Here is a 4,290-nt window from a genome sequence, read left to right as displayed (position 1 = left end):
ATCGACGTTCGCGACCTTGGCTTCTGCGACGGTTCGACGCGAGCCGTCGCACAGAAACACATCCAAATGCGCCGAAGACGTGGCATCGTCGTTACCATCCAAGAGAACGGTGTTGTTTTCCTTGCCCATGTCCATCAATTCGGTGTTGTTGCCACAGGTATACACAACTAAGTCGGGATCACGCAACGGTTCTTGAGCAAGGGGCTCATCGCATGAAAACGCTCGACCGAACCAATCGATGTAGGCAACGATGTGAGCCTTACTCGTATTTGCCGGATTATCAAAAGCGGCAACGTAGCACGCACCGCCCTTCGGCATGACGAGGCCGCTCGAGATATAACCATATGTTGCGCCCAAAGGCATCAGGGGAACGGCGCGAAGCACATCACGTTTTGCAAAAAAGCCAAGTTTTACAGGAAATCCCATTAATGAGCACCTCTTTAATGTGGGCCGATACTTCGACCGCCGTTTCGTTTCAATCATTATACCGTTCGAACAAAGTGCACGCTGTTCACTGCAATATGCCGTTTTGCGCGCATCCAAACATCTATGGGTGCGCTAAAGCCGCACATGACCGCTGCCCGCTAAATAGAACCGTCTCCCGCGAAACCGGCGTCGCAGAGCCAAGATCGGAAATGATACAACTATAGTAGGTATTAAAGAAAAGACGATTTCGCAGATGAAACGCGTAGTGACGCGATGGGTGGCGCAATAAGGGGAATGTTCGAGCGCACCCTGGGGAGAAGGAGCAAGCATGGGCACAACCGCAGAGGAGCCGCGCAGCATGCATTCGCATGAGACCGGGCATAGGCTCACGGCAGATGAAGCGGCCTTTTTGAAAGAATTCCTCCTTGATTCGCCGCAATTCGTCGTTGTTGGCGATGAGGGAACGAAATCCAAGAAGCATTCTCAGTCGAAGAAAAAAAAAGCATAAGAAAAAGGAGGCACTTCGCCTCCTTTTTCTTATGCTGAAATCGCCAAGCCTCATCGGCTCATGGCTCAGGGCAAATGTGCCGCATGTGCCCAATTAGGCCTGGAAACCTTCGTCCTTGATCCTTCCTTCGCCATCGGCCGCCGTCGTTGCAAGTTCATCGCAGCGTTCGTTTTCAGGATGCCCCGCATGGCCTTTCACCCAATGAAACGTGACGTTATGAGGTTCTTTCGCCTTTAGGAGACGCTTCCAAAGATCGGCGTTTTTCACGGGCTCCTTCTTTGCGTTTTTCCAGCCTCGCTTGAGCCATCCTTCGACCCAATGCTGGTTGAAGGCGTTCACCACGTATTGGGAGTCCGAGATGACGTCAATCTCGCAAGGATGTTTAAGCACTTCAAGAGCGGCGATAACGCCCAAAAGCTCCATGCGATTGTTGGTCGTGCAATCGAACCCCTGCGAAAGTTCCTTCACATGCAGTTTTCCAGAGGGATCGGTGTAATGCAGAACCGACCCGTATCCTCCCGGCCCCGGGTTTCCGCGCGATGATCCGTCGGAATAGATGGTTACATGCATGAGCGGCCTTTCTTCTTAAGCTCAAATTCGCATTTTGGTCAGATGATGGTAACACGTATACGCGTTTGACGAACGATGCCATCGAAAAGGCAACAAGAGAGCATGCCGCGCCTTCGTGAAGGTACAATCATCGAGGTATCGAAAGGAACGTTATGCAGATTATCGTTGCAGTTGTTGTGATCATCGCGCTTGTCGCGTGGACCGTTGTGAAAAACGACGAGATGTCCGGTTTGGGACGGAATGTGAAAACGGGCACCCTGCGACACCCGCATGGAAAACTCGTTCGCGCAAAGGCGACAACGGCCATCCCCGAAGAGGCTCCCCTTGCCAATCGCATTAAGCGTTCGATGCCGTTCATCTCTTCTGTTGCCATTATTGCCGTATGCTTGGTGCTGTATGTGTGCGATTTCACGGTATTGGGCCATTCGAGCTCGCAGCTCCTCGCCACACTTTCCTCAACGGGTATCGTTGCTTTGATTATCGCAGCTGAAGCAACGCTACGCGCGCCGGAAGACGCCCGAACGTTCTGGACGTATGTCTACGCCCTTGTTGCGGGAGTTGTATGCGCCCTTGTTGTGTGGGAAGTTGTTGCCGCAGCTGCCTCTATGTCGTTTAGCGAGGAATCGACTTTGCTTGTCTACGGCATTGCGACATGCGTTTGCTACATGCTTGGCTCTGGTGCATGTGTTGCGCTGCTGCCGAGCAAGGTAACGTTTGAGCGCACCTTCGAAGATGGCGCAAAACGCTCTATTACGGTTTCGACACGAAGTGCGGCCTATTCCGCTTACGTTGCTATGATGAGGACATCACCTACGAAGGAGGACTAGCATGGGCTTTATGGACGATTTGAACGACATGTTCAACAAGAGTGCGGCTGCAGCTGGCGATATGCTCAATAAGGGCGCCTCTGCCGCAGGACGCATGGCCGATAGCGCGAATCTGCGTTTTAAGCAGGGCGAAATTGACCGTCGTTGGAAAGATGCCTGCGCCGTTTTGGGCGAAAGCGTGATAGAAGCAGTCAAGGCCGACCCCGCCCTTTTGTCGGGCCGCGAGAAAATAATGGCCGATCTTGATGCAATCGCCAAAGAGCGAGCCGATGTCGCTGACGAACTGCAGCGCATCGCAGCGGAAACGGAAGCCGCCCGTCGTGCAGGACGAGTGAAAACATGCCCTGAATGCGGAAGCGAAGTTGGCATCGATGCGAAATTCTGCATGCATTGCGGTTATCCGTTGCCCATCGACGTTCAGCCCGAGCCCGCTGCGGCCGTATCGACTGAAGCGGAAAGCGGCAATGCGCCAGCCGCCGAAAAGACAGCTCAAAGTGAGGTCGAGGTAACCGAGGGTGCGTCCTCAAGCGAGGCTTCCGATGCGCCAAAAGCCGAGGCCAATGCCGCGAGCGAGTGCAAAGCCGAATAGGAGCCGCTCAAGGTTTTGCCATTCTGCAGAATCCGCCATTCCGAATGCCGAAACACTGACGTTTGGTCTCTTGGCTTAGGAAGCAAAAAAACGCAGGTCATATGACCTGCGTTTTTTTTGATTAATTCAAAGAGACCGCTTTTTAGCAAACGCCCTGAGCGATCATGGCATCAGCAACTTTCTCAAAGCCAGCAATGTTTGCGCCCATAACGAAGTTGCCTTCGTGGCCATACTTCTTGGCGGTATCGTCAACATTGTGGAACATGCCGCGCATGAGCTGCTCGAGCTTGCCGTCGACTTCTTCGAAGCTCCAAGAAAGATGCTCAGCGTTCTGGCTCATCTCGAGACCAGAAACGAGCACGCCGCCCGCATTCGCTGCCTTACCAGGCATGAATGCAACGCCATTCTCGAGGAAGTAATTGGTCGCCTCAATGGTGGACGGCATGTTTGCGCCCTCGCCCACGACCTTGCAGCCATTGGCCACGAGCGCCTGGGCGTCTTCGAGAAGGAGCGTGTTTTCGCGAGCGCAAGGAAGTGCGATGTCGCAAGGAAGCTGCCAAACGCCACGGCCGTCCTCAGCATGCCAAATGGCATTCGGGCGCTCGTCAAGATACATGGCAAGCGTGACGCCCTTGTCGTGACCAGAACGCTTCTTGTTGTAAACGTTCTCGAGGACTTTGTAGTCGATGCCCTCGGGGTCTTCAACCCAGCCATGGGTATCGGAGCACGCAAGCACCTTGCCACCGAGCTGGGAAACCTTCTGGACAGCGTAAATCGCAACGTTGCCGGAACCGTGAACGACGACGTTCTTGTCTTCAAGGGAATCGCCATTCGACTTCAAGTATTCATCGACAAAGTACACCAGGCCATAGCCCGTAGCCTCGGTGCGAGCAAGCGATCCGCCAAACGAAAGGCCTTTGCCGGTAAGCACGCCGGTCCATTCATTGCGAATACGCTTATACTGACCAAACATATAGGCAACTTCACGGCCGCCAACACCCAGGTCGCCTGCAGGTACGTCAGTGTTAGGTCCAATGTGGCGGCACAGTTCAGTCATAAACGACTGGCAGAAATGCATGATTTCGTTGTTGGACTTGCCCTTGGGGTCGAAGTCGGAACCACCTTTGCCACCACCCATGGGAAGCGTGGTGAGACTGTTTTTGAGAATCTGCTCCAGGCCCAGGAACTTCAGCATGCCGAGCGTAACCGTGGGGTTGAAGCGAAGGCCGCCCTTGTAGGGGCCGATGGCGGAGTTGAACTCAACGCGATAGCCGCGATTGACTTGGACCTTTCCAGAATCATCGACCCAAGGCACGCGGAACATGACGACGCGCTCAGGTTCGACAAAACGCTCGAGCAGAGCGTTCTCT

The 4,290-nt window shown here is 53.9% G+C and carries 5 protein-coding genes; 2 read left to right on the top strand and 3 right to left on the bottom strand.

The annotated features are described in order from the left end of the window. Positions 1 to 426: hypothetical protein (locus ACWI8T_RS08575; RefSeq protein ID WP_449138644.1), on the bottom strand; the 426-nt coding region annotated here is incomplete at its 3' end. Positions 427 to 1,027: 601 nt separating this feature from the next. Next, the gene (rnhA, locus tag ACWI8T_RS08570; RefSeq protein WP_449138643.1) at positions 1,028 to 1,504 is read right to left on the bottom strand and encodes a ribonuclease HI; all 477 of its coding nucleotides are present in this window, start codon (positions 1,502 to 1,504) and stop codon (positions 1,028 to 1,030) included. 152 nt (positions 1,505 to 1,656) lie between these two features. Between rnhA and ACWI8T_RS08565 the strand changes: the two genes are divergently transcribed. Further along, entirely contained in the window at positions 1,657 to 2,331 is a 675-nt protein-coding gene (locus tag ACWI8T_RS08565) for a hypothetical protein (protein WP_449138642.1), read from the top strand. Between the two features lies 1 nt (position 2,332). Next, positions 2,333 to 2,920 carry a zinc-ribbon domain-containing protein gene (locus ACWI8T_RS08560; RefSeq protein ID WP_449138641.1) on the top strand — a complete coding sequence of 196 codons (588 nt, stop codon included), beginning with the start codon at positions 2,333 to 2,335 and terminating at the stop codon, positions 2,918 to 2,920. A gap of 142 nt (positions 2,921 to 3,062) precedes the next feature. Here the strand turns inward: ACWI8T_RS08560 and gdhA are convergent. After that, positions 3,063 to 4,290, bottom strand: a 1,228-nt coding sequence (gdhA, locus tag ACWI8T_RS08555) for an NADP-specific glutamate dehydrogenase (protein WP_449138640.1), incomplete at its 5' end; no start/stop codon positions are given.

It is taken from the genome of Slackia sp. (genome assembly GCF_977041755.1).
This window is presented reverse-complemented; position numbering and strand designations above follow the sequence as displayed.